Annotated in this window: 27 protein-coding genes; 14 read left to right on the top strand and 13 right to left on the bottom strand. The window is 39.8% G+C overall.

The features are described from left to right. Window positions 1–55: 55 nt before the first annotated feature. The 3 genes from BMW86_RS20010 to BMW86_RS20000 all read right to left on the bottom strand — a co-directional run bounded on the left by BMW86_RS20010 (window position 56) and on the right by BMW86_RS20000 (window position 2728). The gene (locus BMW86_RS20010) at window positions 56–1123 is read right to left on the bottom strand and encodes an alpha/beta hydrolase (protein ID WP_089783744.1); all 1068 of its coding nucleotides are present in this window, start codon (window positions 1121–1123) and stop codon (window positions 56–58) included. Between the two features lie 38 nt (window positions 1124–1161). Next, on the bottom strand, window positions 1162–2088 hold the full coding sequence (locus BMW86_RS20005) for a hypothetical protein (protein WP_143056629.1): 927 nt from the start codon (window positions 2086–2088) through the stop codon (window positions 1162–1164). An 88-nt stretch (window positions 2089–2176) separates the two neighbouring features. Further along, on the bottom strand, window positions 2177–2728 hold the full coding sequence (locus tag BMW86_RS20000) for a hypothetical protein (protein WP_089783476.1): 552 nt from the start codon (window positions 2726–2728) through the stop codon (window positions 2177–2179). A gap of 474 nt (window positions 2729–3202) precedes the next feature. On the opposite strand from BMW86_RS20000, the gene BMW86_RS19995 reads away from it, so the two are divergent. The 5 genes from BMW86_RS19995 to BMW86_RS19975 all read left to right on the top strand — a co-directional run bounded on the left by BMW86_RS19995 (window position 3203) and on the right by BMW86_RS19975 (window position 6984). Beyond that, window positions 3203–3658, top strand: coding sequence for a hypothetical protein (locus BMW86_RS19995; RefSeq protein ID WP_089783475.1), 456 nt, complete (start codon window positions 3203–3205; stop codon window positions 3656–3658). Window positions 3659–3686: 28 nt separating this feature from the next. Then, window positions 3687–4385 (top strand): hypothetical protein, encoded by a 699-nt coding sequence (locus tag BMW86_RS19990; protein WP_089783474.1) that lies wholly within the window; start codon window positions 3687–3689, stop codon window positions 4383–4385. Between the two features lie 456 nt (window positions 4386–4841). Continuing rightward, on the top strand, window positions 4842–5408 hold the full coding sequence (locus BMW86_RS19985) for a dihydrofolate reductase family protein (protein WP_089783473.1): 567 nt from the start codon (window positions 4842–4844) through the stop codon (window positions 5406–5408). A gap of 31 nt (window positions 5409–5439) precedes the next feature. Next, complete coding sequence (locus BMW86_RS19980) at window positions 5440–6117, top strand: DNA alkylation repair protein (RefSeq protein WP_089783472.1); 678 nt, start codon at window positions 5440–5442, stop codon at window positions 6115–6117. A gap of 222 nt (window positions 6118–6339) precedes the next feature. Further along, a complete protein-coding gene (locus BMW86_RS19975) occupies window positions 6340–6984 on the top strand; it encodes a hypothetical protein (protein WP_089783471.1) in 645 nt (214 codons plus the stop codon). A gap of 49 nt (window positions 6985–7033) precedes the next feature. Here the strand turns inward: BMW86_RS19975 and BMW86_RS19970 are convergent, their stop codons facing one another. Beyond that, complete coding sequence (locus BMW86_RS19970) at window positions 7034–7630, bottom strand: hypothetical protein (protein ID WP_143056628.1); 597 nt, start codon at window positions 7628–7630, stop codon at window positions 7034–7036. 270 nt (window positions 7631–7900) lie between these two features. On the opposite strand from BMW86_RS19970, the gene BMW86_RS19960 reads away from it, so the two are divergent. Next, the gene (locus BMW86_RS19960) at window positions 7901–9505 is read left to right on the top strand and encodes a hypothetical protein (protein WP_089783468.1); all 1605 of its coding nucleotides are present in this window, start codon (window positions 7901–7903) and stop codon (window positions 9503–9505) included. Between the two features lie 131 nt (window positions 9506–9636). On the opposite strand, the gene BMW86_RS19955 is transcribed toward BMW86_RS19960, so the two are convergent. After that, window positions 9637–11079, bottom strand: a complete 1443-nt coding sequence (locus BMW86_RS19955) for a Gfo/Idh/MocA family oxidoreductase (protein WP_089783467.1) — start codon at window positions 11077–11079, stop codon at window positions 9637–9639. Between the two features lie 523 nt (window positions 11080–11602). Between BMW86_RS19955 and BMW86_RS19950 the strand changes: the two genes are divergently transcribed. Next, a complete protein-coding gene (locus BMW86_RS19950; protein ID WP_255372959.1) occupies window positions 11603–12082 on the top strand; it encodes a DUF4268 domain-containing protein in 480 nt (159 codons plus the stop codon). A gap of 33 nt (window positions 12083–12115) precedes the next feature. Here BMW86_RS19950 and BMW86_RS19945 read toward each other — a convergent pair whose 3' ends face one another. After that, window positions 12116–12490 (bottom strand): winged helix-turn-helix transcriptional regulator, encoded by a 375-nt coding sequence (locus BMW86_RS19945; protein ID WP_089783465.1) that lies wholly within the window; start codon window positions 12488–12490, stop codon window positions 12116–12118. A 104-nt stretch (window positions 12491–12594) separates the two neighbouring features. Between BMW86_RS19945 and BMW86_RS19940 the strand changes: the two genes are divergently transcribed. Continuing rightward, on the top strand, window positions 12595–13542 hold the full coding sequence (locus BMW86_RS19940) for an NmrA/HSCARG family protein (protein ID WP_089783743.1): 948 nt from the start codon (window positions 12595–12597) through the stop codon (window positions 13540–13542). Window positions 13543–13628: 86 nt separating this feature from the next. On the opposite strand, the gene BMW86_RS19935 is transcribed toward BMW86_RS19940, so the two are convergent. Continuing rightward, window positions 13629–14822, bottom strand: a complete 1194-nt coding sequence (locus BMW86_RS19935) for a winged helix-turn-helix domain-containing protein (RefSeq protein WP_089783464.1) — start codon at window positions 14820–14822, stop codon at window positions 13629–13631. Between the two features lie 171 nt (window positions 14823–14993). Between BMW86_RS19935 and BMW86_RS19930 the strand changes: the two genes are divergently transcribed. Continuing rightward, window positions 14994–15560, top strand: a complete 567-nt coding sequence (locus BMW86_RS19930; protein ID WP_089783742.1) for a dihydrofolate reductase family protein — start codon at window positions 14994–14996, stop codon at window positions 15558–15560. An 87-nt stretch (window positions 15561–15647) separates the two neighbouring features. Here BMW86_RS19930 and BMW86_RS19925 read toward each other — a convergent pair whose 3' ends face one another. Then, window positions 15648–16007, bottom strand: coding sequence for a DoxX family protein (locus BMW86_RS19925; RefSeq protein WP_089783463.1), 360 nt, complete (start codon window positions 16005–16007; stop codon window positions 15648–15650). A gap of 100 nt (window positions 16008–16107) precedes the next feature. Between BMW86_RS19925 and BMW86_RS19920 the strand changes: the two genes are divergently transcribed. The 4 genes from BMW86_RS19920 to BMW86_RS19905 all read left to right on the top strand — a co-directional run bounded on the left by BMW86_RS19920 (window position 16108) and on the right by BMW86_RS19905 (window position 19683). Then, window positions 16108–16494: a winged helix-turn-helix transcriptional regulator gene (locus BMW86_RS19920; RefSeq protein ID WP_089783462.1), complete on the top strand. Its 387-nt coding sequence runs from the start codon at window positions 16108–16110 to the stop codon at window positions 16492–16494. A gap of 8 nt (window positions 16495–16502) precedes the next feature. Further along, window positions 16503–17570 (top strand): XAC2610-related protein, encoded by a 1068-nt coding sequence (locus BMW86_RS19915; protein ID WP_089783461.1) that lies wholly within the window; start codon window positions 16503–16505, stop codon window positions 17568–17570. 257 nt (window positions 17571–17827) lie between these two features. Next, window positions 17828–18592, top strand: a complete 765-nt coding sequence (locus BMW86_RS19910) for a hypothetical protein (RefSeq protein ID WP_143056627.1) — start codon at window positions 17828–17830, stop codon at window positions 18590–18592. Continuing rightward, window positions 18589–19683 (top strand): glycosyltransferase, encoded by a 1095-nt coding sequence (locus BMW86_RS19905; RefSeq protein WP_089783459.1) that lies wholly within the window; start codon window positions 18589–18591, stop codon window positions 19681–19683. The genes BMW86_RS19910 and BMW86_RS19905 overlap by 4 nt, the downstream gene beginning before the upstream one ends. Here BMW86_RS19905 and BMW86_RS19900 read toward each other — a convergent pair. Together BMW86_RS19900 and BMW86_RS19895 are read right to left on the bottom strand one after the other, a co-directional pair. Further along, on the bottom strand, window positions 19649–21067 hold the full coding sequence (locus BMW86_RS19900; RefSeq protein ID WP_089783458.1) for a lipopolysaccharide biosynthesis protein: 1419 nt from the start codon (window positions 21065–21067) through the stop codon (window positions 19649–19651). The two genes, BMW86_RS19905 and BMW86_RS19900, sit on opposite strands and share 35 nt — an antisense overlap. Window positions 21068–21139: 72 nt before the next feature. Further along, a complete protein-coding gene (locus BMW86_RS19895) occupies window positions 21140–22108 on the bottom strand; it encodes a helix-turn-helix transcriptional regulator (protein ID WP_089783457.1) in 969 nt (322 codons plus the stop codon). 73 nt (window positions 22109–22181) lie between these two features. On the opposite strand from BMW86_RS19895, the gene BMW86_RS19890 reads away from it, so the two are divergent. Then, entirely contained in the window at window positions 22182–23291 is a 1110-nt protein-coding gene (locus BMW86_RS19890) for an FAD-dependent oxidoreductase (protein ID WP_089783456.1), read from the top strand. A 78-nt stretch (window positions 23292–23369) separates the two neighbouring features. Here BMW86_RS19890 and BMW86_RS19885 read toward each other — a convergent pair whose 3' ends face one another. From BMW86_RS19885 to BMW86_RS19875, 3 genes are read right to left on the bottom strand one after another with little or no spacing between them, the layout of a single operon-like run. Further along, window positions 23370–25097: a hypothetical protein gene (locus BMW86_RS19885; RefSeq protein ID WP_089783455.1), complete on the bottom strand. Its 1728-nt coding sequence runs from the start codon at window positions 25095–25097 to the stop codon at window positions 23370–23372. After that, complete coding sequence (locus tag BMW86_RS19880; protein WP_089783454.1) at window positions 25090–26436, bottom strand: PKD domain-containing protein; 1347 nt, start codon at window positions 26434–26436, stop codon at window positions 25090–25092. The genes BMW86_RS19885 and BMW86_RS19880 overlap by 8 nt, the downstream gene beginning before the upstream one ends. A gap of 4 nt (window positions 26437–26440) precedes the next feature. After that, window positions 26441–26872 (bottom strand): SMI1/KNR4 family protein, encoded by a 432-nt coding sequence (locus tag BMW86_RS19875; RefSeq protein WP_089783453.1) that lies wholly within the window; start codon window positions 26870–26872, stop codon window positions 26441–26443. Between the last annotated feature and the right edge of the window lies 1 nt (window position 26873).

Genomic DNA, 26873 nt, shown 5'->3' with positions numbered 1-26873 from the left:
TATTCCGGAGAGTCTGGTGGACAGTGGCAGATACCATGCTATTGGATTTTGTCCCCTACTTAAACGACAAATTTTCCTCAAAAAATTGCAACATTTTCTTTTCAATCCTTTTAGCAACACGATTAATATGGTCACCTTCATAAATTTCGAAGGAATGTTGAATACCGTATCTGCTTAGCTCCTTATCCAGTGTTTTAATGCTCTCAGCAATATCTATGTCTTTATCTCCCGCATCAAAACCAATGGCCCTTAGCTTCTTGATGTTATAGATATATTGATCTAAGTTATTCAGAGGACGATTGGCATCCCATTTTTGCAACACTTGTGGCTGTAACTTTCCATCCTTTACCGGAAGATCAAGATAAAACGGAGGATTCATGGGATTGGGCGACCAGGCTGCTGCTGAAGCAAAGAGTGCTTTAGTAAAGAAATCGGCTTTTTGAAATTCTTCTGTTGTCTTAATACTTTCTGCACGCAAAAAGGGTGCTGGTACAGTTTCCCCGGATAACGTTGAAGACGAACTTAAGCAACAAGGACTTAACAGATATACCGCAGAAAACACATCGGGATTCTTTTCTCCAATCCGCAATGCTCCATAACCACCCATAGAGTGACCGCATAAGCCCCTGCTTTCTTTTTGAGCAATGGTACGGTAATGACTATCAATATAGCTCACAAGGTCCTTGCCAACAAAATCTTCCCAATTCCCTGTTGTTATTGAATTAGAATACATACTTCCTTGAAAAAGCGTATAGGCATCAGGAGTAACAACAATCATTTCATGAGCCGGATCTTGTGCAAACACAGTATCTAAAATGGTTGATAATACCATCCAGTGTTTTTTGAAACCATAAAATTTCGCATCATCATCTGTATAGCCATGAAGAAAGTAAACTACAGGATAACGCTTATTTACATTGTTACTATAATTGGCAGGTAGGTAAACAGAGACATAACGGTCAGCACTATCGCCACTAAGATTACCTTCCAGCAATTTGCTGTGAATTTTGATTCGCTGAACAGCGCCTTTAGCATCTTGTTTTTGCTGCGCAAAATTATTTAAAGGGGAAACAGTTAATATAGAGAACAATGCAACAGCAAAATGAGTCATGCATTTTTTCATATGGTTACTATTAAATATGTGATTGAAGATTTCAATAGTTATTGATAGCTGTACCATCGAAACCCCAGCAGACCATGATGATCTTTGAGGTGTAGGTAGTCACCCTCCGCAAAGCGTTTATATACCCCGTACTCGAATTCCCGTCTGAAAACCCGGGCATTCGTTTTTAGTACCTGCAAGTGATAAGTCGCCTCTATGTTATTACGCTGTCTGAATGAAGCTGCTTCTACGCTTTTGACTCTTCTTTCCATGCCCAGGAGCATGCAATTGGAACAATTTATATTGGCTTTCACACAGCTCCAGTCAACTCCTGTATTTTTATAATGCTCCTCACTCACCTCCATCCAGTGGGGTGGCACAATAATACTATCAGCAGGCAACAGGTACAAATAATATAAAGTGATCTCGCTCTCCCCTTCTGCAGGATCTGAATGATATGCAAAAGTCTGCGTCTCCGTATCGGTAACATAATATTTTGTGATCGCCGGACGGGAAAGATCAAAGGCATAGTTAATACCCGCTAAAAACGGAAGCGTATAAAAGGCCATGGTCATTAGTAAAACATTCTCATTCCTTTGTGACTGATCAGGTCTCTGTTGTATTCTCCAAAACACAGCATATGCTGCTACTATAGACAGTCCAACGACCAATAAATAACCCGGTAAGGAAATATTATAAACGGAAAATACATGAGGAATTGCAAAAAAGTATACAATGAGCGAAGCCGAAAATAGCACAAAACGAGTCATTCCTCCTCTGGGGGAGCTGTTGGAAAAAGGATGATCCATTCTTGTACCTGCAGTTTTATGCAGAAGATATCTCAGCAGCGGGATGCAAAAGATGATCAATATAAGACAGCTGAAAGTAACAGACATTGGATTCGCAAAAAGCAGCCAGACACACAATGCCAGGCGGGTGATAGCAGAAAAGATAATATTGCCAATAGTCTTTATCAGGTTTTTCAATAGCGCTAAATTGTATTATCAATTTACGAATATTAAGGTATATCCCAACGATTTACCAGTAAGTCTGTCCTGAAAATACCATAAGGTCTTACAAAGTCACTTCCTTCTTTACCACTATTCCTGGTCTGTTTATCGCTGTTACAATAATCTTTGATCCATGAACCGCTTCATTCAGCATACTAACTGTATATTTCCAGGCTTTGCCTGCAACAGTAGCCTGTCCTTCTTCTATTACTACACCATCCGCATTTACTATCATCACATCCATCTTCAGAACAAGTAATTTATCTGCTTTTATCAAAATGAGATCTCCGGGTTGTCCGTGATATTCATCAATACTGACCGACTTAATTTCAGGCCCTTTAAATGCGTCTGAGAAAGCAACATTATACGCTGTTTGTCCGCCTGTAGCAACAGTATCATATAATGCTTTTATAACAGGATCTTTAATAACTGTTTTTGCATACATTGTAGCTGCCCTGAACTGTTCCTGGTTCTTCATTTGTATTTCAGTAGCTGGTACACTGGCAGCTCTGCGTCTTTTGCTAACGATGGTCTCTCCCCCTCTCTGGCGAAAGGTCATATTACCTATAGATCCGGAAAGTCCTTTTATAAGTACATTATCAATCAATATTGCCATAAAATTATGTTTTAATCATTACAGCAATGATAAGCGGAATTTCATTTCATTATTAGAAAAAATACATGGAGAGCCTGGAATTACTACGTGACGAAGCTAAAAATGATACATGAATGGTATGATACACCTTCACAGATTATAATAAGACCCTATATAAAGTAGAATTGAACAGGTATTGATAAGGTTCATCCTACGTTTATCCTACGTTCGGAACGAAGGATGAACGTAGGATGAACCTTATCAATACCTGTTCAATCCCTTTTCTTAACAATACTTCTTAGAATCTGAATACCTGTTGATGTGTCTTATCGATTAGAGACACTAAATAGATATACTTCCAGCCGGGGAACATTATAATAAATAAGCTTATTTCTTAATATTTAAACTAAAAAGTGTATTATTACACCGAAATTAAATGACAGCCTATCTGTCTTAAAGTTAACAACCTATAAATAACATAAAATTCAAATTAGTATGATTTCCTTACCTCGTTCAATTTTTATCGCTTTATTAATTGTGTTTTCCTCAACATCTGTTTTTTCAAAAATTAAAATTCCTTTAGGAGAAAGAGAAGTATTAAACAAAGTGCTTGACTTACCTGATACCGATGAATTTAAATTAAAAGACGGCAATTTTTTTGATCTGGCTACACTTCATAAAGAATTCAACATTGCTTATTTGCTTCCATTATACATCATAGAAGAACCAAAACTGGTTGGTTTTGATGAACAAACAGAAACCTTTTATGATATACCTCAAAACGAGATAGATGCAATTTTAGCATCACAAAAGGTAAATAAAGAAGATCTCAATAAATTACCTTTTTATACAAAATATGGAGGTAAAATAGTTGCGATATTGATTATTGGATTATTAATCTGGGGGGCTATTCCTTCAAAAAAAGAAAAAGTAGAACCTACGAACATATAAATTAAGCTTAAAATTACTTTCATAAATTATGAACCCTTTATTCTTTATTCCGGTAGTATTAGTTATTGCAGGCATAGTGTTTATGGTAATAATGAACAACCGTCACAAATCTGCAAAAACTGAAATAAATATCGAGCAGGAACGCGGGAATTATTCTTCCTACAAAAATGAGTTATTAAATCAGGATTTTTCTTTTCTTAAAGATTGGATGAACGGTAAAGTAATTGATGCTTTCAGTTCTGCATCTATACCTCAAAGCACAGCAAATAAAGTTCAAAAATTAATAGGTGATGGCCTGAAAAATGTAGCATTGTCAGGTTTCGGGGTAAAGCTTCACCGTATAGAAACCGACGCTTTTTGGGTTTTAAGTGGTAAAGATCTGCATTTTTTCACAACTGATACTATAGGTGAATTAGAAGAGCATTTAATCTTTGATAATTTTCGCATAGAAAAAGCCCAATTGAAAGATGGCGGATTATTAAAAGCTCAACTTGGACTTTATGCAAAACAAGCAGAAGAATATCTGCCAAAAGTTCATCTAATCACGTTTGATATTGACGGGCAGCAATTATCGCTTGAAATTCACGATAGATTAAGATATGTTGTAAATCCTATGGATATGTTGAATCTAAAAAAACAACTTCAAATCAGAGCAAAGTATCAAGTGGTTGGGGAGCAATTTTTAAAGGAATTAAGATCCAGGTTTTCTAATTTAATTACGGCCTAATATTTTATGAGTTTTCTGAAGAAAATATTTAGAGCTTTTCGGGTGGTTCTCATAATGGAAGTATGATATCTATTGCAGAGGATTTATTAAACAATAAAAAAAGTCCTTTAAAAGCTAAAAAATACATTTAACAGCACTAATTTAAATAACAAACCCGCTCTAGTAGCGGGTTTGTTATTTAAATTATCTTCACTTCTCCATATGGCTTATACAAGATAAAAAGTAAACTAACGACATCATTAATGAAGTCTTGACGGAAATAAGCAATGATCAGGGCAGAGCACAACTGCTAATAGTAAGGTAATGACCTTTAATAGCGCTGTATGGAGTGTTATAGGATTTGCTAATTATGACTTAAACAGCCCTTATGATTGTCCCAATTGGCCATTGTTCAAGTCAGATGCGAGTCGTAAGTTTGCTTACAAATAATTATAATTAACCTATAACCAGGAGCATATGCGTAAACTTGTTTCGTTTTTTCATGTTTCTTTGGATGGATATGTGGCCGGTCTCAATGGCGAAATGGATTGGATAAAAGTTGATGATGAGATATTTGACCATGTCGGTGACCGTGTCAACGATAGTGATACCGCATTGTATGGCCGTGTTACCTGGCAAATGATGGAAGGTTATTGGCCTACCGCTGCAGATCAACCTAATGCCAGCAAGCACGACATTGAGCATGCCGCCTGGTATAAGAAAGCAGAGAAAATTGTGCTATCTAAGAGCATGCAGGGGGAGCAGTTACCCAATACTGTTTTCATTAGTGAAGATGTAGAACAACGCATAAAAGCGCTAAAGCAACAGACCGGTAAGGAGATACTCATATTTGGCAGCCCTTCAGCAACACACTCATTGTTACAATACGATTTAATAGATGAATTCTGGCTGTTTGTAAACCCTGTTGTGCTGGGCAAGGGTATGCCTCTTTTCAAAAATGTACCCGAAACAATACAGCTTGCACTGGTAAGCTCAAAGACCTTCGCCAATGGAGTAGTATGCATGCATTATAAGAAGGCTTAAAAGATGCCTTTATACAACTGAAGCTAAACTTATGGACGTTACCGAAATAATAGACCTGCTTAAAGAAAAAGCAGATACCAGGTATCATGCAGGTATGCTGCGTTTCGGTATTGATAATGAAAAAGCGTTGGGCGTTAAAATACCCGAGGTCAGGAAACTGGCCAAACTAATACAAAAGGACCATGAATTGGCCCTGCAATTATGGGACACCCGCATACACGAGGCACGTATCCTGGCATCATTAGTTGCCGACCCAAAGCTGGTTACTCCTCAATTAATTGATAGCTGGACAAAAGATTTTACAAGCTGGGATATATGCGACCAGACATGCGGCAACCTATTTGACCGTACCCCCTACGCTATAGAAAAGGCACTGGAGTTTAGCAAACATGGAGAAGAATTTATTAAACGCGCCGGTTTCGTACTGATGGCCGAATTAGCAGTACATGATAAGAAAGCCGGTGACATGATTTTTATTCAGTTCTTCCCTGTCATAGAACGCGAGGCATGGGACAAGCGCAACTTTGTAAAGAAGGCCATTAGCTGGGCATTACGGCAAATTGGCAAGCGCAACAAAACATTGCTGCCCTTAGCCATACAATGTGCAGAGCGTATTTTATTGCAGGATAACACAACTGCTAAATGGATAGCGGGGGATGCTTTAAGAGAATTAACCTCTCTCAAACCTTCCCGTAAGAAAGGGCTTTAAGGTTCATTACTCATTAATCGTATCCGGAAAAATTGAGTATTAAAAAATCGGATGCGATTTTTATGTTCTGTGCAGTACGAAAGTTTTTTGTCATCCGACTAATTTGTTTTACTTTCATCAGGATGATGCTTAGACGACCCCTTCATCACCACAAGTAATGCCTAGTAGATAAACGGAACCCTTTAGATAACCCAAACCCTCAAACTCCTAAATTTTCAACCCATGAAAAGACTATTTGTCGCTGCGCTGACAGCTGCAGTTCTTGTAATGAGCATCTCATGCTCCAAAGACAGCAAAGAAACTGCCGCTCCAAGTGTAGCATCGCTTCGGGCAGAATTAAGTAAGCTCAGTACTACACCAGCTACTGAAAATACTGTGATTACTGACATGTCGAAACCATTTATGACAAACATTGACACAAAAAAATTACATCTGCTGAACCAGATTAATGCGCTGACGGGCGTAACAACCATGGGGTTAGTTGGTCCACTTACTGTTACGGGAAATTTAAGACTGATAGCAAGTAATCAGAGAGTAACAATTACCAATGCAGAAGCCCCTACGCTGGCTACTGGTGTATACATATGTGATGTATATACTGTTTACGCTGAAGTCAGTCTGCCAGCTAATTCAGCAGGAATTGTCAACTATGACCTCATGGCGAGATATGGTTACTCAAACTGGACAACTAAACTAAGAGGTGTCCTGTCTAGTCAGTCTACGGGCCCAACCGGCAATATACTGGCACTGACCACCTACTCTGTTCTACCAAGATACAATGTACTCGGACAGGCAGTAGGTGCACCCGCCATACCTGCAGGTGACCTGACTGGTTTACAATTTGTCTACTCTTATTATGAATTTTAATTAAAGTAGCCGGACAGTCATCACAGCTGTCCGGCTATCTTAAAACAGGCTATTTAAATCTATAACCCAAGCTTAAATAAAATGCCAGAGATCTTGAATACATATTAGTATACTGACTTTTAACAGTCGCTGACACAGGTAAGAGGTAAGTACAGTTCACACCGACTCTGATCCTGTTGATATTCTGAGTAATACCAAGTTCCGCTTTGAATCCCCAATTAATACGTTCAGCTGAATAACCGTCATACAACGCTTTATCGAATGCACCGGACCCCAGCAGCACATTTGCATAAGGTCCCGTACCCGCATAAAACTCTGTTTTCCGGCTTACAACTCTCGCCCGGAATGATGTATTTATCTGACCATAATTCCAGGTTTGCTCATCACGTGTTGGCACACCATCGATCGTTCCATTCTCCTTTCCTCCCAATTTTAAATAACCAACCTCGCTGGACAGATAAAACCACTTTCTCTCGAAATATTCCAGTCCGACCAAACCGCTGTATGAAGTAACTTTATTGAAGAAAAGATCAAAATCGTCGCCTATAAGGCTATTGACTGCAACGCCATTGTCAAATTTAATAACCTGGGAATAACCGGTTCCCATAAACATGGAACAAAGAAGAATGAGGGTGATTCTTTTCATATTAACAGAGATTACAAATATTTTCAAAACAGATACCAGGAAAACAATTCCCATAAAATTAACGTTTCAGCAGCAAATAAATTGCAGTTATTTGGAAGTACTTACGGTGCATGACCACCTGATGAAAGTTCAAATTGTAGATCATTGGTAGTTAGCACTTCTAGTTCATGTAGATCATTTGTAGTTCATAGATTTTATGATTGGCCACTTATAGTATTAATTTTGTCTGACACTAAACCGGAGTTCAGTGATTTGCAAAAACTATATATTATGGCTCAAAAGAAAACAATAACAGACGAAAAAATAAAAGCCTTCAAACGTCTTTATGTTGCAAGTTATTCCCTGATCCTTGCCTTTGAAGAGGAAGCAGCAAAAACAGGAAAAATGCTGGAAGAAAAAGTAGATCAGGCCATTGCCAATATGGATGAAATGATCAGTATGCTGCCAATGCAGTTTCCAACCATAATGGAAGGGAATAATAAACAGCAAATGCTGCTGATCAATCTGAAAGATCCGGAAGATGAGCCGGAACGGATTGCAACAAAAAATAAGAATGGATATACAAATTATTCGGTTCCCGGGCATGTACAGATGCTGTTTGAAGAGTCTGTGCATATGGCGTTGGAAAGCTGGAAATTCCAGCTGTGGAGTCAGGTGAATTATCTTAGCAAAGATCCTACTGTACTTGCAAAGTATAAACCATTGCTGCTGGCACATGCAAAAAAATGCATGGATAACTTCCCTTTTAAAGCGACTATGATTGAATGGGAAAGGAATTTGTATCTGCAATGTGCCAACAAAATCGGATGGAATGCTTTTTTAGAAGAGGAAGACCCGGTAAAACAGGAAGAAGCACTGGCAATACTGGAAAAAGGATTTGTGCAGTCTAACTGGTACCAGTTTAGTTATCTTAAAGATACAAAAGTACGTCTCTTAATTAAAATGGGCAGGGAAGAAGAAGCCTATGCGATCGTTCTGGAAGGATTGAGACGTAATGCTGATCATGCAGATTTCAGGGATTTTAAAACGGATGAAAAATACCTACAATGGATACGGAAGGAAGAAGAAAGAGAGGTTGCTGCAAAGAAAAAAGAAGAAGACGATTATCAGGCTTTTCTGCTGTTTGTGAAGAAAGAACAGGAAAAACTTGCAGATCAGTTTGTGAACCCGGATCATCCGTTGGTAAAAGAACATGCTGCTGTGCTTAACCTGATCAAACAAGAGATGTTGCAAATCAAGCTGCGTACTCAGTATAAGGATTCTAAATGGCAGACTCCCAGTAGCAAATTCGATAAGTGGTTTCTCGAACTTAAAAAATGGTCAGTAGAAGACATAGCGGCTTATGAAAAGGAACATACTATCCATCTGCCGGATCAGCTTAAAGTGTACCTGATGGAAATTGGTGAAGGAGGCAAATATTATTATCGTTACAATGGTGTTACAATACCAGCCAAAAAAGAACTGGCTGCTATCAGAAAACCTTTCCCTATCACAGCTGATAAAATGCATCCCATTAATCATGACTGGGAAATCAATGCATGGGTAGAACCGAATGATAAAGATTGGAAAAAGCTGAAGATCCTTCCAAAGTCCGCAGACATGCAAGCCATGTTTGGATTCCCTGATGGTGTAACAGCGAATGATGGATGCTGGTATTTCGGAGACTCTTACGGGCAGGACGGACTATTCCTGATCATGAATGGTGAGTTTGAAGGAGAAGTATGGGTAGACACATTACAATATGGTGCTGAAGCAAGAGGATGTTTTGCCCAAGCTACGCCGCAGAAATTACATTTCCTCCCATTTCTGGCAGAAAGTTTACGCCATAAATCAGCAGGATATCCCGGTAATGAATATACCGGTTCATGGATGTAAATAATTAATTGGTTCGTAAACTCACCACTACCGGGTACTTCAAAGCTCTGTAAATAAATGATTTACAGAGCTTTTTTATCTGTGAGTGTCAAGAGTTGAATTCTGCTTATCTAAATGTTTAGCATCCTGATTTAAAAATCGTAACAAGCCCTTTGTTTAGTTATATTAGAACAATAGATTCCGCTCATTATCTTCACAGGGATGATATGATCTTCTATTTGAGAACAAATTTCTGTTTTCTGTTTTTTCCCAATCAGATAATCAATAAATTGTTCTACTACGCTAAATTTAACCTGTTCCATTGTTATTGTAGGGCCATTTTCTTCAGAACGATTATCAACAATATCTGAATATTTATAGACTTTGGGTTGAGTTTCACCATCAGCAACGAATGGATTACGAAACACATATATTTCAAAATGGTTTTTCCCTCCCAGAAACTCTTCCGGATCTTTATTTTTATCATGTTTATCATATGCCTGATAAGCATGTATCTGTATACTTTGAAATGGCCCTTGCTGGATATGATAACTTTCATGCTTAATTCTTCCATTTCCTTTGTACAAATCGTCACCAGGCAAGATCCAGGTTCTTCCGGCAAATCCGTTATGAACCAGGTTCACGTTAAAATTAGCTATTACCTCTCCATGTTTTCTAAGTGCAATTATTGAAGAGATGTCAATCTCTCCAAAATTTTCACATATCTCCTGCAGTTGTTTTTCCGACCAGGAATTAACTTGTTTATATTCATCCCCAAAAATAGATAGATAATCATTTTCATTTAATTGGGTAAAAAAGCCATTGGGTTTTATGAAAGAACTAATCACCTCCATTTCATCTGCAAGTTTATCCGGCAATACTGAGGCTTTGTAAAACTGGTAAATGGTATCAAAGATATGATACCCGCTATGAGAAGCCTTCCCATATCCGAAGCAATAAGGATGGTATTTTTGCGAGATAATTTCATTTGGTAAACGCCATTGACCGTCAGAGTGATATGCCTGAATAAAGTTTATTGGACAATTTGTCCTCATTGCGACTTCATTAATTTGATCCTTAACAAATTGAAATCCTTTATGAAAACGGCGATGGGAATTAATCATAAAAACAGTTTCCGTCTTTCTTTGAAGGTCTTGATAGGCGGCGCGCAATTCAAAGTAGTCATTAAGGATTCCTTTGGCATTATCTAAATTACTTGTAATATCTACTCTCGTTGTCAGAGGTTTATCTATCAGTATATTAAGCTCATTTACCAAAGCCCATTCGGCATATGCTTTATGCACTAGTGGTTCAGTTGCAATAATTACTCCTTTAATCTGATTTTCTAAAACGAACTTTGAAAGTCTGGCATTTAATGCTGGGGGCAAAGTGTTTACAAAAGGTTGAATCAGCCATACTTCCGTTTCTAAAGTATTTCCAATAGCGCTACGTACAATCGATTCTTCACTTTCTAAATCAATAACTAAAGCCAGCTTTACATTTCGAATGTTACGTAACGCCGGAAGATATACGCGTCTGGCATGAGGACCGCATCCAATTAAAATTACACTTACTTTTTCTTCTTTATTTTTCATTATAGATAAATATTCAGATGAGATCTGGGGTTATTCAATTAGATAATTCATGACTAATCCAACCATGTGAAATTTCTCCACGCTGGTTACACGCATAATTACCCTACGAATATTAGCTTGAAAAGATGGGTTATACTATTCATACAAATCACAAGTAAAGATTCATTAACTATGGGTTCAACTTGTTTGATCATAAATCATAACAGGGTTTCAATTTTAAGGATACTTATAGGTATTATCTTCAAAATAAGTCAAAATAATGATTTATTTAGAAATTCAAATAGAGGAAAACGTTAAGATACCGTTACCAGCGAAGTTGACAAATTACTCAACAGCATAAACAAAGAAGCTCTTACCATCAAAAAGAAAATTACATACCCTTCTTCCTTATCGGGCTATAACCTACGTTAAGAAATTATGAATTGTATTTACAGACGCGGTAATTCTATAGAATGAGACTGCTCCTTCTCCAACGATTACCGTTGTTTTTGATATTGGAAAAACATACGGTTATCTTTGCATTTTGAACTTATCGCAAATGTATTCACAGCAGGAAATATCGAAACAAAAACAGACATTCTGGACAGCCTTCGGCAAATACATGCAACCAATCTTATCTGCGGAAGAACTGCCTGTAACCTGGGTTAATTACAAAACAGGAGTGCCTGGTCTCAGTTTCAAGATGGATGCTGATGATAAACGTGTATCCATTGCTATCGTCATTTCTTCGTCTGACCTGTCCCGTCAGCAGGCTCTTTATAATCGTCTTACTCAGATGAAACAGATGATAGTGGAAGCATTGGGGGAAAACGATTGGATTTGGCAGCTATCCAGTCCGGATGAATATGGTAAAATGGTCAGCACTGTTTCTAAACAACTGAAGGGTGTGTCTATTCATCGTCAGGAAGACTGGCCTGCAATGATTTCGTTTTTAAAACCACGTATCATAGCTTTGGATGCTTTTTGGAGTGCGGGCAGATACGGCTTCGAAGAACTAATATGAATGACAGATTTCGAACTTCCCGGGGATGAATTTTTAGGATTTTTTGACAAATTCGCCTTTTTGTGTAGCTATCTGATTACCCCACCCGGTAATTGCATCAAGTACAGGGATGAAAGACTTGCCAAAATCAGTTAAACCGTAAACGACTTTAATCGGCGGCTTTTCTCCATAGACTTGTCTTGAAATCAACTCATCTTCCTCTAATTGTTTTAATTGCAAACTCAGTGTCCTTTCGGTAACACCGGACATTTCCTTCCTAAGCTCGCTATACCGTTTATCTGCATCCTTTAAATGGTATAGAATAACCGCTTTCCACTTTCCACCGACCAAATCCATAGCTACACTCACAGTGCAAGGATATAATTTATTATTGACCTTTATAAAATCACTTTGACATTCTATTCCCATAAAATTTATTTGATAAGGCTATCCTAATGGATAGTTATTGCAAATCTATTGAACTATAAATAGTTTTGCAACTATACTTTTTATAGTACAATATGGTAAAAAATATGATACAAAAAGATAAACCACTCATTACTATCGTTGGTGTTTTGGGTAAGCAGGGGCGCAGTGCTGCACGCACATTATTACAGAGCGGACGTTATCGTGTACGCGGTATCACTCGGCGCGTTAATTCACCAGAGGCACTTAGTTTGGCCGAACAAGGGGCCGAACTTGTGAGTATACCTCTTGATCTGGGATATAAAAAAGACTTTGTGGAAGCGTTCCGTGGTTCGGATGGTGTTTTCATGATGACACCGGGCATTATCCCACCGGCAACTCATGAGACGGAGTTGGGGAAACAGCTGGCAGATGCAGCGGTTGAAGCAGGAGTACAACATATTATCTTCAGCAGTTTGGAAAATGTAGATAAAATTACAGAAGGAAAAATGTTTGCACCCCATTTTACAGACAAGGCCAGAATCGAAGAATATATTCGTATGCTACCAGTCACAAGCTCGTTTATTTACATGGCCTTCTTTTACACCAATCTGCTTGAATTTTATCCGCCTAAAATGAAAGGCGATACACTTGTATTTCCGATTTATTTACCAAAAGACTTCTGTGCTCCATTTGTTGATCCCCTTACTGCCACAGGTCCTGCTGTTCTGGAAATTTTTTCGAATACAGATAAGTATGCTGGTAAGTCCCTACCAGTAATCGGCGATATTATCTCACCCCAGGAGATGGTCGATACTTTCATCCGGGTCACAGGTAAGAAAGCTGTATACAGTTCTGCATTCACGCGGGAAGGTTTGCTTCATCATTTCCCGGAATTTAGTTCAAACGAGATTTTAGTACGTGAGATTCTGGGGATGGTAGAGTACGCAGTTGAATATGAATATTTCAGAAAAGATCGCGACCTGCTGTGGAGCCGACAAATAAACCCGAACAGCCTCAGTTGGGAACAATTTCTGCGCACTACTGGTTGGAAAGGCCAGAAACTTTCGTATTGATATCCGGAACAAAAGGAATCCTGTTCCGGCACAAAAAAAGGTCGGAAGCATCCGGCCTTTTTTATAATTAAGTCAGAATGATATTTCTAAAAACATGCTTTTATATCTTTCCAATACTGTTTGTTATTTGATTTGCTGATCACTATTTCCTTACATTGATTGAACGTAGCAAATGCTTTAATTGCAAGCCCAATTTTGACTATTTCCTGTTTGCTTAGCTTTAGCGGTTCGAAATGGAGGTTGTGAATGATTAAGATGCGTTTCTTTCGGTCGGCCTTTGAATCCATACGGGCAACAAAGGTATCGCCTGCCAATACAGGTAATGAAAAATAACCGTATTTGCGTTTAGGCTCGGGCACAAAACATTCTATCTGGTAATCGAAATCAAAAAAATCCTTTAGCCTATGCCGAAAAACATTCAGGGGATCAAATGGCGAAAGAATAAACACGTCATCATTCAGTTCGATTTTTTTGTTCTTATAAACCGGCAGCATATACAGGGGAGCTGTTTTTAATCCTTCGATGGATACCTCGCAAACCTCCCCTTCTTCAACCATCTTCTTTATCTCCTGTTTCACTAAGTTTTCCTTTGCCCTGCGGGCACGCCAGTTTATTTCTTTCACATAGGCAATTCCCATCGATTTGAGACAACGTCTGATCATGTGTCTGGCAAACTCCTCTGGCGTCGGCATGGTAAAATCCACATCATCCGGCAATAGATTTAAAGGCAGGTCGTATATTTTATTGAAGTCCTTCTTTCGTGTAGTCATCAGGCTGCCGTCCATGTATAATCGTTCGAGGGCAATCTTGGATGGGCGCCAGTCCCACCATCCCGAACTTGCTTCCTGTCGGTCATTGTCAAAATCTTTTACGGTCAGTGGTCCGTCCCGCTCTATTCTGTCCAGCACATTATTCATTAAATTGATCTCGGGCTGTGTCAAAGCTGGTCGCTTTAACCTGAAGCCCTCCTTCACCGGCAGAGAAAAGCGAAAGTCGTGCATTGGCATATAACCGGCATCAGAAATAAAGAATTCAAAGATTCTGCCATCTGCCTGCAATTCTTCCAGCCATTCCTGTTTATAATCAGGTGTACGGGCGGCAATAATAAGGTGATGCGCACGCTCCACAACATAGTTCGCATCTATCTGCACAAAGCCCAGATGATCGATAAGTTTGTAAACAGACTCAAGGCCTTTTCCAAATTGCCCACGTTTAGATAGTCCTGCGGCATGGAGAATAATCTTTCGGGCTTGAGAGGAAGAGAGAATAAGCTGACTCATATATCTAAGATAAATAAAAAATTACTGGCAAAGATATAGCTCAATACTCCTTTGTTTTGGTTTTTTGACGCAAATCACCTCCTATTCTGTCGTGATTACACCCGCAATATCATGTACCATCTGCAGATATTTGTGATAGAAAAAAACACAAATCACCTTAAAACGATTTTTATGAGAAAATTAAAATTACAGGTACAAATGACCATTGATGGGTTTGTAGCCGGGCCGGATGGGCAATTGGACTGGATGTGGATACCCGGAGAACGGGATGAATCCAGTTTCCGCCACGTAATTGAGCTGGCCGACAGTTGCGATACCATTTTGTTGGGACGCAAGATGACCCCGGGATTCGTCAATTACTGGGAAGATGTGGTTGACAATAAACCCGACAGCCCGGAACAACCTTTGGCGCAACGAATGGTCAATATGCGTAAGATTGTTTTCAGCCGCACACAAACAGCTATCAATGGCAGAAACCTGGAAGTTGAAAACGGAGATATGGTTACTGCAGTACAGGCACTGAAAAAAGCTCCGGGTAAGGATATTATGGTTTATGGCGGCGCCAGTTTTGTAAGTTCGCTGATCAGCCAGAACCTTATTGATGAATATTTTATTTTCGTAAGTCCGGTTGCAATCGGTAACGGACTTTCAATTTTTAAGGAGCAAAAAGTGCTGAAATTAGATAGTTCAATCTCTTACAAAAATGGAAAAATACTCAATAAATACTTTCCGGTTTAGGTTATACCATTCGACATCTGGAATTGCTACATAATATCAATCGTTAGTAATGCATGGCATTGCTAACGATTGATAAAGAAATTGTCTTTAATTTTTTAGTTGATGAAAAGCAAAACAGGATACCAACAAAAAGACAAGCACGATAACAGGCGCTATACGGGCACTCATAGGATCACCGGAAACTGTATGCGCAATAAATGCAGAAATGAAAGTGATGGCAAAGCCTGCATAGGCCCATTCTTTGCAAAAACCGGGAAGCGGTGCCAGTAATAAAATGATACCTATAATTTTCATCACACCCAGTTCGATCCTGAAATAGCCTGGGAAACCCAGATGAACAAACGCCTCTTTGACTGCTACACTACGCAGATCGGAATAAGATGAAAAGACCATTACCAGACAAACCATCACTGTTGAGACCCAATAAATTATTTTTGTAGTTTCCATGCTTTTTTTACCGGCAAAGCTATAGGACGGAGGTATAGATAAGATATTAGTTACCTCCGGGAAAGCGATATCTTAGAGGAAAGTTAGTAGCTTTGCCTTCATGAAATCTATTGTAAATGAGCAGGTTCCTGCAAAACAGGAATGCATTTTAAAGGTAAAGCACATTAGCGATGCGCTGTATGTTTTAAATGGGAAATGGAAGTTTCCGTTGATATTTACACTCAGGGAAAGTCCGCTGCGTTTTAACGAAATCCTGCAATTAGTTGAAGGTATAACACCTAAAGTACTCGCAAAAGAACTCCGGGATTTGGAAATGAATGGTTTTATTGAGAGGAAAGTATATCCCACGATGCCTGTTACTGTAATTTATGAGACAACTCCTTATAGCGATACACTGAAAAACGTTTTATATGAGTTGGGACAATGGGGTGAGCAGCACAGAGAAAAGATCAGGGAAAGTATTCGGAACAATAAGATGGACAAATAATTATCAGCATGACAAAAAATGAAGAAATCAGAGACGCATTGATTGCAATTGAATTAAAAGGCATCATCCTGCTATTTATCATGTGCTTTTTTTGTAGTAATGCCAACGCCCAAACAAAAATACGCATCAAAGACTTCTCCCAAAACTATTACGCGCAGGTAGTCACAAAGCCCGATTCATCCACCTATAACATTCAGGTGTATGAAAAAGGCACCAACAAAAGACTGATAAATGCAACTGCTGATCAGATAAGCGATGACCTGCTGGAAAATGACCAGTTAATACCCAACGTCAAGGAATTACCTTACGGAAGCCAAAGCGTTTTAATCTACGAAGATTACAATTTCGACGGAGTAAAAGACTTTGCTATCATGAATGGTATGAACAGCTGCTACGGTGGACCCTCCTTCGATATTTACCTGTACATAAATAAAGCATTCGTTTATAACGATGCCTTTTCTGAACTGTCTAACCAATACTGCGGAATGTTCCAGGTAGATGCCAAGGCTAAAACATTGACAACAATGACTAAAGACGGATGCTGCTGGCACCAGTATTCGGAATATGTTGTTAAAAACAATAAACCGGTTCCTATCAAAATAGTTGAAGAAGATGCCAGGGGCAATTCTCCTTATTTTGTGGCAGTAAATACAAAAGAATGGACAAACGGAAAGAAAAAGGAAACGAATGAGTTGTTTATGCCCTACGAAACCCTGGAGACGGTGCTGTCTTTTAAATTAATGAAAAACAACAAAACCGTTTGCCTGTTCTCTCAGGATTCCGCGCTATACTATACGCTTGTTCGTCAGGATGGAAGCATAGAGTTTTACTATCCTCACCCTCATTACGATGAACAGAATCAAACCAACATAATCGATTCGATACATTATAGTAAAACAACTATCGGTTTTAAAAACAAAGACGTTTACTACGAGATATATAAAGAAGGCAGCAATATTGGTATAAGATTAAAGATGCAAGATGGTAGTTTAATAAATCTGGAAGGCGACCCGTCAACCCTCAAAGGGAACATTGACGACTTAATTATCACTAAGAACAAAAATGTAATAATTTAACTTGTGCTGATTATGATCAACGACAAAGCTTCGCGTATTTGTTATTCTTCCATGGGCCCGGTTCAGTTGTTTAATTACCTTTTGCAATGAAACCCGGAACGCCAGTCTTCACCATACACTTATTAAGCATTAACAAACTCAGCTTAATTCCCATATAACATAATCACCCAGTGCAGCATACTAAAACAAATAGTTTTTAATTTACTATGTAAAGTTTGGATAATGTATTACCTTTCTGGCCATCTGTAACTCCAATTATGCAGCAACTAAAGAATAGCGCTCTTATAATAGCGCATCCGGGACATGAGCTAAGGGTATTTCGTTTTGTAGAATTATATAAACCACGGGTATATGTATTAACAGATGGTTCAGGGTCAGCAGGCAGTTCCAGATTACATAATACAATTGGTATTCTTAAGGAATGTGGGGCAAGTATTTCTCCAATAATGGGGTATTATACGGATAAAGAGATATACCGTATTATCCTGGAAAAAGACTATTCATCATTGACTACTTTAGGCCTGAAGATATTATCGGATTTTCAGGAGAACAACATTCAGGTAGTTGCCGGGGATGCTTTAGAAGGGTTTAATCCTACACATGACCTTTGCCGTTACTTAATTAATCTGATCATAGCCGTTAAAGAAGCCAAAGATGGAACACGGATGTTGAATCTGGAGTTTCTGTTAGACGGATTAATGAGTGAGGAGGATGCGTCATTGGTAGTCCGGCTGGATGATGATAGTTTCAATCGTAAACGTAAAGCTGCAGAAGGATATGCGGAGCTTGCATATGAGTTGCAGTCTGCTATTCAAAAATATGGCAGCACACCATTTATGGTAGAGTGTTTAAGAAAAGTAATAAGGCCGGATATTTTTTCATCCTGGGGAGATGGAATACCATTTTATGAACAATATGCCATAGAAAAAGTAAATAGTGGTGTTTATAAAAAAGCAATTTCATTTCAGGAACATCTATTACCATTAATTTATCATCTTTCTACAAATTTATCCCCCGGATGAACATACTTATAACGAACATTGAATTAGGTCTGCAAAGTGGTACTGTAGTGTATGTATTTGAACTGGCGATTGGATTAAAGAAGAAAGGATATAATGTTGAAGTATACACGCGGGTTATTGGCGATACCGGGAGGGAACTGATAAAGAATGGTATTAATGTAACGGAGAACCTCCGCCACTTAAAAAACATACCTGATATTATTCATGCTCATCACAATCTGGTAGCGATTCGTGCGCTGGACCGGTTTAAAAAAACGCCGGTAATTTTTTTCGTGCATGACAGGCGCTATTTTTTTGATATTCCTCCTAAAAGCCCCCGGATTTTAAAATATATTGCTGTAGATTATAATTGTCTGGACAGATTGCTCATTGATGCAAAAATACCTGAAAAATATACAGGTGTAATTTATAACTGGGTAAACACAAACCGGTTTAATCTAAGGAAAGAATTTGCATCCCGGCCTTCCACTGCTTTGGTATTCAGTAATTATGCGAAAGAGAATAATCATTACCAGGTGATTGCCAGTGCCTGTAAACAGTTTGGATTAACCCTGGATGTTATAGGGTCCGGAACAGGAAACTATATAAAGCACCCGGAAGAGATCCTATTAAAGTATGATCTGGTTTTCGCAAAGGCAAAAGCTGCAATGGAGGCATTATCTACCGGAGCAGCGGTTGTTTTATGTGATTTCCATGGACTTGGCGAGATGGTGGCTCCTGCAAATCTGAATTACCTGCGGAAGTTTAATTTTGGTATGAAAACACTTACACGATCTTTCGACGCAGAACTAATCATTGAGGAAATCAATAAGTTCAATGGGGATAATAACCGCCTGAATGCGGAATGGATCAGAGAGCAGGCTTCCTTCTCAAATGTGCTGGAACAAATTATACAATTATATGCTCAAACAGTAGAGGACTATAAGCAGGGAATAAGAGGTATGCCCAATACTTTTGACAGCTGGTGGTCCAGAGCCCGTATAAAACTACGTGTCTTATTACCGGTGAGAGGGATATTTAAACTGATAAGGATTTCTAAAAAGATATTGTCTGTTATTATCCATTTCGGCCCTTCAGAAAAATCCCTCTGATAGTATACAGCATTTCAATCCCCAGTTTCCAGTTAAATAGTAAAAAAGTTACGACAGATACCAGGATAGATAAATAATAAAGAGGCGGATTCCCGAAATACAAACAACCGGTTATAAAAGAAAAGACGACCATCAACCCAAGTATGGGACGAATATTTATTTGAAGCGTAATCCGTTTTTTAAAATAAGCATATCGTATCAGAAAAATCGCAAGAAATCCGCTTACTATACCCAGGCAAGGCCCGTAAAGGTTTGTGCGGGTAATGAGTAAAAAACTTATCAGGATATTTATAATACTGCCTAACAGAGAAGTAATAAATATGTTATAAGTATTTTTCCCCAGAACGAATAAAGAACCCATGAATGAGGTTAAAGCAAGAAGTGATCCACCAACTAATAAAATCGGGATATATTTCCATGCATCATGATATCTGGCCTCAATTAAATGTGTTACAAGGATTTTTGAAAAGGATGAAAAGACAATCGTCAGGCTTAATAATAAAACAATATAATAATTGAGCATCTTATTAAACTGCGATTGCAAACTGTTCAAATCATTCTTTTTTAAAACAAGATCCTGCCAGGCGGGTATGAAAAATGAGTTTACTAAAATGATAACACTGGAGAATTTTACAGCAATGGCATAAATGCCGTTCGCTTCCAACCCTAAGAATCCCGCGATAATATACCTGTCAAATCCTCCCATCAACCACCAGCTGATTGCATTATATACCAGGGGAGCGGAATAGAGAATCATTGCTCTTAATGAAGGACCGTTAAAACTCTCTATTTTTATAAAGCTGAAAAAATTGATCCGGAATAGAATATAAAATATGCAAACTGTATTGGAAAAGATTAATGAAAGCAGAATGCCCTGAAGCTTGAGATGCAACAGTGCCAATAATATAACATTGAAAAATAAGAGGAGTATGCCGTTCAGAATAGAAAGATAAGTATACATTTTAATTAAACCCAGCCCCCGCAAAAATTGTTGTAAATGGCCCAGTAACATAGAAGTGATAATAAACACACAAATCAGGCCCCTGTACATAAGCGAATTGCTGACGGGAATAGCATAATTAATAACCACAATAAGCAGGACAGCAGCTATCATTACAACGATGCTATTGCTCACGGCAGATATTTGTTTATTCCGGTCACCTTTGCTTTCCATCAACCACCTGTACAAGCCTTCCGAAATTTTTAAAGTGATAATAGCCATTATTAACTGACTACTGGTTAAAATCAGGTCAAAATATCCCAGGTCATTTTTTGCCAGAATGAAGGAATAATAGGGGATTATTAAAATGGAAATAACCTTACTTAGAATTGGCCCCGTTGCATAAAGTAAAGTATTTCGTATTAATCTTTGATTGATTGACATCTTCTATATACTGAAATGCTTATCAGCTTCCGCCCGAATATAATGCTTTTTCTCATGTTATTCTTCCGGATATTAACTGTTTATAAACGGACCTGTTTTAAGACTATATTGTTTCGGCTTCATTCCGATATGTTCTTTAAAGACTCTTGAAAAATGGCTTAGGTTGGCAAAGCCAAGTTGATAACCCACATCTGAAACAGATAGCTTTTCCTCTTTCAGCAAACGGGAGGCTTCTTTCATCCTGAATTCCTGATAATAACTAAAAATGCTGTTGCCGAAAATTTGCTTGAATAAACGTTTCAGTTTGGATGGACTCATACTGGCATAAACTGCCAGTTCTTTAATAACTGGTGGAGTTTCCAGATGTTCAAGCATTTGCTCTTTTATTCTGTAAATGGTTTGTATATCATGAATGTTTAAAGCATAAAGATGTTTTTCATCCCGCTTTTCCAATTCCATTAATAGTCTGCAAATCAGTTCTTCTGCCTTTACTCTCAGAAAAAACAGTTCAAAAGTCTTATCAACCGGGTCGGACATAATTTCATCCACAATGTTTTGTAAAGAGGGATAAATCATTTGTTCGAATAGTAAGGGCTGCGCATTCAGCAACAGGCTTTGCAAAACCGGTGATTTTTCAGACAAGTCAAATAGTCCTTTCAAATAATTTGCATCCACTTCTATATTAATAGTCGCAGTATTTGTATGGATTGGAATAACAACATCAGAATTCATACTACTGGTCGTAATTAAAACTGAAGGTATTGCCTTTGATAATGTTTCTGCTTTAGGGATAATGTTTTGAAACTTAAAAAGTATCATTCTCTTAGAAGCATTGACGTCAGGGTTTTTAAGGACCAAATCCTTATTTAATTCGTAATTCATGATTAGCATTCGGATATGCTCATTAAAAACGAATCCGGTACAATAGCCTTTACCAAACTTTTCAGGGATGTCTAATCTCCTGTTTTTTACATCCGTCCCTAATAAATGAGCAAGCCTTTTTAGGATATTCGGCTCTGTCTGCTGTTTGTCCTTTTCCATAAAAAGTCTTTTACGACTATTTTTGTGACTAATGTAGGTATTTTACCTCTAAGATACTCTCCAATTTTGCATCATGATACTGAAGAATAAAAAAATAGCCATCATCGGTGCAGGACCAGTTGGTTTGACAATGGCAAAATTACTACAGCAAAAAGGCATAGAGGTAACTGTTTACGAAAGAGACAAAGACCCACAAGCAAGAATCTGGGGTGGTACGCTTGACCTGCATGAAAGTTCAGGGCAACAAGCAATGAAAAAAGCGGGATTGCTGGAAAGTTATTATGCTATGGCGAAACCTATGGGAAGAACCCTGGCTGACGAACAAGGCAACGTATTGTTCTCTGTAAAACCTCAATATGACTGTCCTGAGATAAACAGAAACGATCTAAGAAAAATATTGCTTGACAGTTTAACAAGTGATACAGTTGTTTGGGACAGAAAATTTACAGGACTTGAAGAACACAACGGGAAATGGATGTTGCATTTTGAAAATAAAATGAATGTAACCGCAGATTTTGTTATCGGAGCTAATGGGGGAATATCCAGGGCAAGAAAATATGTTACGGATGCAGAAGTCGAATACACCGGAACTTTTATTATACAGGGCGAAGTCATTCAACCGGAAATAAAATGTGCGGAGTTCTACCAACTGTGCAACAATAACATACTAATGACCACAGGCAAAGGGATTAACTTAGTTGCAAGCCCCAATAACAATGGTGCATTGACCTACAACGTAACTTTCAGAACACCTGAAGAATGTGGATTAAACTTTCAAAATACAGACAGCGTTATTACATTCCTTTCAAATAAGTTCTCTCATTGGCACGAATGTTACAAACAATTATTCCGCTCAACATCTTTTTTTGTTGGATTGCCGACGAGAAAAATACCCCTGGATAAACCCTGGAAAAATAATCGTCCTTTGCCTGTAACGCTTATTGGAGATGCTGCACATGTAATGCCGCCCTTTGCTGGTCAGGGTGCGAATATCGGGCTGGTAGACGCATCAATTTTATCCGACAACCTCACTAACGGAAAGTTTGAAACCATAGAAGCTGCTATCAACGATTATGAACAAAAAATGGTTGTTTATGCAACAGAAGCACAACTTGAAACAAGCAAGAACGAAATAGAGATGCATCAACCCAACTTTTCCTTCCAAAAAAGATTTATCAATTAAGTTATACAATGGTTTCCTTAATTGAACATTGTTATCTGTCGTTTAGATAGTGGACCTCCACCCTCCTGCTATTCCGCATCAAAAACTATAATTATACCCCACCGTCGCCGTCACATTACTCGCCGTGCCCCTGGGTGTCCATCGCGTTTGATGCACTGCATTCATATTCAGATTATGTTTTTTCATGAACATGTACGCCGCATTCATACGCAAATTCAGCACCTTCCCCTGTTGCTGCCCATCGCTGGTACTGGTATTGTACGAGCTGGTAAATCCGGCTGTCACCTTTTTATCAAATAACCGCGTGTTCACGCCAAAAGTAGGCCCCAGTGTCAGGAATTCATTGCGTCCGATGGTATTATAACTCAGGTTAAAAGCGCCTGTAAAGCTCATCTGCCGCGGTATCAGTAACAAGGTATATGCGGTGCTGGTGTTATAGAATCGCGACCCGTTGCCTTTCCAAAGTACATTGTTCTGGATGTCCGCCGCATCCTGCACGCTCAGGTTCAGGTTGATGTTGTGGGTTTTGGTCTTATTGGCCTTTAACATATAGGTAAGTGTTAGCCCTGCACTCTGCGATATCTGTTTAAAGTTCAGCGTATCCATATTCTCATAGGGATTCGTCTGGTTAATATAATCAAACTGTGGTTTTATATGCGTGTAGGTCTGGAAGTTAGAATACGAGAAGTTGGCATTCCACTTTTCATTCGGCATATAATTCGCGTTTACCGCGCTAACCATGCGGAAGGTGGTGCCAGCCTTGGTATGGTTCAGGTCATCGCGCTGGTAACCCACGTTGCCGGATATGGTGGCCTTATCATGCAGCAGTGGTTGCGACAGGTTCACGGTGATGTTCTCCAGGTCATTGTTCATATAATAGGCGCCCAGCGTCTGGTAGCCGGGATCTATACGCTCATAGCCTATACCTATCACGCTCTTATGGAATGCGTAGTTCATCCCCGCTTTAATGGCTTTAAAGTATTGTGTGTTCTGGGCATCGTACATAAACACGCTTTCCAGCAGGTTGCCGCTACCTGCTTTGGTGGACCCACTGTTGTCCCGTTTATCCAGTTTTATGGCGCTGTTGGCATATTCCAGGGTAAACTCCAGCCCTTTGGCGGGGCGCAGCATACCGGTAACACTCACGGCAAGGTCTTCTTTAGGATAGATGTGCAAAGTATCCGGCAGGTATTGCATAGGATCTGTGACATCCTTAGCCCGCAGGAAGTTAAGGGACAGCGCATAGTTTTGCTGCTGTAAGGCTAGTTTAGCGCCATAACCCATACGCCGGTACGTAGGCAGTATGCTTCGGTTGGTGCTGTCGTAATTTACTGCGCGCAAAAGTCGCCCGTACATCAGGCTGATACTCCAGTTCTGTTGGGGAGCTATGTCCAGCCCTACGCCCGTAAACTGATGGCCGTTTAAGGTGTAGGGAGAGAACGACATGGCTACATCCCCTATATGGGCGGTCACCCCTTTATAACTGGGATGCAGGCTCAGGCGGTTAGGCGCTGTAGGGTACGAGTAACCTGCGCCGGAATTGGTCAGGTTGAACGAAAAGGGCAGGTTGATCCGCCCCAGTATATTGGTATTCAGGCTGCCGTTAAGGAACCAGCTGAATGGTTGCCTGCCACCACCGCTGCCGCTGTTGAATACAGTGCTGGCACTTAGCCCACCGTTCACTTTAAGCGGTTTGCCCTTGCCAAACATATCCCGGAAATGTTCCAGGTCTACCTGCTGCGCAGATGATAGTAAAGGCAGCAGTAAGGCAGCGGTACACAGGTATAGGATACGGGCTCTATTCATATTTCTGTACTTTAATATCCGCCATGATATAGGCAGTGCTGCCTTCCAGCACATAGTCCTTTATCTTAATGGCGCCTTTACGGCCATCTGCCGTCTGGAATAATATAATACGGGGTAATACTGTCTGGTCAAATTGCAGGCCGCCGTTGGCCCCGGCGGGCAGTTGCAGGGCTTGCAAAGGAGCATCGTTCTGCATATTGTCAAAATCGCTTACACTAAATGATACGCCACAATTGCATTGTTCCTGTTTGTTGATAAACCGTGTCACCGTAGCACCAGGTATGGCGGGGAAGGTATAACTGGTGGCAGAATCCGGCGATACAAATTTGTTATAGGTAAAGCTGCGGCTCAGCCCAAAGAATACCAGGTCTATCTCTTTCCCATCTGTTGCCAGGTCATCGTTTTTACGGTACACCTTCCGCAGCCGGGTAGAATAAAAACAGCCAATATCTGCATGGGCGGTGCTAATACCCAGTTTTACATCTGTGATCGTACGCAGGCGCGAATTAGCTTTTACCGTGATGGTCTTATTTACCGTTTGCGATTCCTTTCCATTGGTATTGGTAAGCGTTATGGTATAAGTGCCCGGATTAGCAAAATAGACGGTATTGGCAGCCGCCGTATCGCTGGCCAGTACACCGTCGGCGCACACCCACTGCTGTGTAAGATAGCTTACGCTTTTTCCGGTCAGTACCGCCGTCAATGGCGCTTCATAGTCGTCGTCGAAAGGGCCGGGGTTTACCGTAAAATCCGTGTGTAAGGGAGGCTTTACAGTGATGGTTTTGCTGGCGGTGAACTGTTGTCCTCCATTACTCACCTGCAGGGTAATAATATGCGGCCCGGGTGTGGTAAAGGTAACCACTGGTGGTACGGCTGTGTTGGCACTGGCCGGGTCGCCGTCCTGGAAGGTCCAGTTATAACTACTGGCCCCTGCGGTATGGTTAGTGAGCTTTACCTGTACGGGCGAAAAATCATTCACCTGTATTTCCGCGTCAAAGGCTACCTGCACGGCACTGTCCAGTTGCAGAATGATGGTCTTGCTGTTCCGGGTATCATCATTCCATGCCTCCAGCGTGATCTTATGCGGACCAGCCTGCGCAAAGCTGATAGTCCCAGGGTTCTCGTAGTCTGAGGTGGCAGGCTCTCCGCCTTCAAAGCTCCATTTAAAACCGGTGGCGCCTGTGCTGCGGTTGGTGATATTTACGGATATTGGTACGGTATGCGAGCTGTCTGCCAGCACGTAGGCGAAATCTATGGCCAGCGGCCGGTCTACTTCCTTATAACAGGCAGCCAGCAGCAGCAGGATAAACAAGGTATAGGGTATAAGTTTGGTCTTCATGTTATTAACTGCTTATTCCAAGCCCCTCTTCTTTTATAAAAGTTGTAAAAGAATTTTTGTACAGGATGATGTCATCAAAAGTTTCGATTATGTATACCGGCGGGTCCTCCTTTCCATCGCATCTGAAATAAAGAACTGTGCCCTGCCACTGCGCAAAAAAGAACATGTCCGGCTCCACTTTAAAGCTATTGCTATGGATGGTGTTGACGAGGTCAAATTCAACACACCCGATATTTCGTTTGATCTGATCAGCAGTGGTATGGTAACCTTGCAGCAGCTGGCCCGTATTTTTTCCAAACAGGCGTAAGTATTCCTTGTAGGCCGCCGGCAGTAGCACATCATACTCCTTTTCCAGTTGTATGATCTCTACTTCCGTGCAGCCTGCTATGGCGCCGAGGCGGGGAATATAACCTGTTATGAAATCAAAATAGGCCATG

Source organism: Chitinophaga sp. YR573, from assembly GCF_900110995.1.
In the GTDB taxonomy this organism is placed as follows: domain Bacteria; phylum Bacteroidota; class Bacteroidia; order Chitinophagales; family Chitinophagaceae; genus Chitinophaga.
The sequence above is the reverse complement of the archived record's forward strand: the minus strand, read 5'-3'. Positions and strand labels throughout refer to the sequence as shown.

Bases quoted from the DNA above. Each gene is read 5' to 3' on its own strand.
- BMW86_RS19925 (WP_089783463.1), bottom strand. From the start codon at position 16,007: ATGGAAACTACAAAAATAATTTATTGGGTCTCAACAGTGATGGTTTGT.
- BMW86_RS19960 (WP_089783468.1), top strand. From the start codon at position 7,901: ATGGCTCAAAAGAAAACAATAACAGACGAAAAAATAAAAGCCTTCAAA.
- BMW86_RS19920 (WP_089783462.1), top strand. From the start codon at position 16,108: ATGAAATCTATTGTAAATGAGCAGGTTCCTGCAAAACAGGAATGCATT.
- BMW86_RS19900 (WP_089783458.1), bottom strand. From the start codon at position 21,067: ATGTCAATCAATCAAAGATTAATACGAAATACTTTACTTTATGCAACG.
- BMW86_RS19895 (WP_089783457.1), bottom strand. From the start codon at position 22,108: ATGGAAAAGGACAAACAGCAGACAGAGCCGAATATCCTAAAAAGGCTT.
- BMW86_RS19945 (WP_089783465.1), bottom strand. From the start codon at position 12,490: ATGGGAATAGAATGTCAAAGTGATTTTATAAAGGTCAATAATAAATTA.
- BMW86_RS20000 (WP_089783476.1), bottom strand. From the start codon at position 2,728: ATGGCAATATTGATTGATAATGTACTTATAAAAGGACTTTCCGGATCT.
- BMW86_RS19940 (WP_089783743.1), top strand. From the start codon at position 12,595: ATGATACAAAAAGATAAACCACTCATTACTATCGTTGGTGTTTTGGGT.
- BMW86_RS19905 (WP_089783459.1), top strand. From the start codon at position 18,589: ATGAACATACTTATAACGAACATTGAATTAGGTCTGCAAAGTGGTACT.
- BMW86_RS19970 (WP_143056628.1), bottom strand. From the start codon at position 7,630: ATGAAAAGAATCACCCTCATTCTTCTTTGTTCCATGTTTATGGGAACC.
- BMW86_RS19930 (WP_089783742.1), top strand. From the start codon at position 14,994: ATGAGAAAATTAAAATTACAGGTACAAATGACCATTGATGGGTTTGTA.
- BMW86_RS19955 (WP_089783467.1), bottom strand. From the start codon at position 11,079: ATGAAAAATAAAGAAGAAAAAGTAAGTGTAATTTTAATTGGATGCGGT.
- BMW86_RS19890 (WP_089783456.1), top strand. From the start codon at position 22,182: ATGATACTGAAGAATAAAAAAATAGCCATCATCGGTGCAGGACCAGTT.
- BMW86_RS19980 (WP_089783472.1), top strand. From the start codon at position 5,440: ATGGACGTTACCGAAATAATAGACCTGCTTAAAGAAAAAGCAGATACC.
- BMW86_RS19990 (WP_089783474.1), top strand. From the start codon at position 3,687: ATGAACCCTTTATTCTTTATTCCGGTAGTATTAGTTATTGCAGGCATA.
- BMW86_RS19885 (WP_089783455.1), bottom strand. From the start codon at position 25,097: ATGAATAGAGCCCGTATCCTATACCTGTGTACCGCTGCCTTACTGCTG.
- BMW86_RS20010 (WP_089783744.1), bottom strand. From the start codon at position 1,123: ATGAAAAAATGCATGACTCATTTTGCTGTTGCATTGTTCTCTATATTA.
- BMW86_RS19915 (WP_089783461.1), top strand. From the start codon at position 16,503: ATGACAAAAAATGAAGAAATCAGAGACGCATTGATTGCAATTGAATTA.
- BMW86_RS19935 (WP_089783464.1), bottom strand. From the start codon at position 14,822: ATGAGTCAGCTTATTCTCTCTTCCTCTCAAGCCCGAAAGATTATTCTC.
- BMW86_RS19875 (WP_089783453.1), bottom strand. From the start codon at position 26,872: ATGGCCTATTTTGATTTCATAACAGGTTATATTCCCCGCCTCGGCGCC.
- BMW86_RS19995 (WP_089783475.1), top strand. From the start codon at position 3,203: ATGATTTCCTTACCTCGTTCAATTTTTATCGCTTTATTAATTGTGTTT.
- BMW86_RS19975 (WP_089783471.1), top strand. From the start codon at position 6,340: ATGAAAAGACTATTTGTCGCTGCGCTGACAGCTGCAGTTCTTGTAATG.
- BMW86_RS19880 (WP_089783454.1), bottom strand. From the start codon at position 26,436: ATGAAGACCAAACTTATACCCTATACCTTGTTTATCCTGCTGCTGCTG.
- BMW86_RS19985 (WP_089783473.1), top strand. From the start codon at position 4,842: ATGCGTAAACTTGTTTCGTTTTTTCATGTTTCTTTGGATGGATATGTG.
- BMW86_RS19910 (WP_143056627.1), top strand. From the start codon at position 17,828: ATGCAGCAACTAAAGAATAGCGCTCTTATAATAGCGCATCCGGGACAT.